Below are 324 nucleotides of genomic sequence, written 5' to 3'. Positions count from 1 at the left end.
TGACATCGCTGCCAGCGCCCCTTCTCCCGAAGTTACAGGGCCATTTTGCCGAGTTCCTTAGCCATGATTCACTCGAGCACCTTAGGATTCTCTCCTCGACCACCTGTGTCGGTTTGCGGTACGGGTGGCTATACGCTTAACGCTAGAAGTTTTTCTTGGAAGCCCTTAGGATCACTATCCGATTGTCCGAAGACGCTCGGTACTATCACCTTCGGCTAGTCTGACGCATTTAACTATCAAACCAATACCTACCGGCTTCAACGCGGTATTCCGTCACCGCGCGGATCTTTCATCACTCCGTCACTCCATTGCCTGTATAACCAG

1 rRNA gene is annotated in these 324 nt (G+C 51.9%); it reads right to left on the bottom strand.

The annotated features are described in order from the left end of the window. A 23S ribosomal RNA gene (locus J0A68_RS23330) occupies window positions 1–324 on the bottom strand; the annotation flags it as partial.

This window comes from Algoriphagus oliviformis (assembly GCF_017254915.1).
Taxonomy (GTDB): Bacteria; Bacteroidota; Bacteroidia; order Cytophagales; family Cyclobacteriaceae; genus Algoriphagus; species Algoriphagus oliviformis.
The sequence above is the reverse complement of the archived record's forward strand: the minus strand, read 5'-3'. Positions and strand labels throughout refer to the sequence as shown.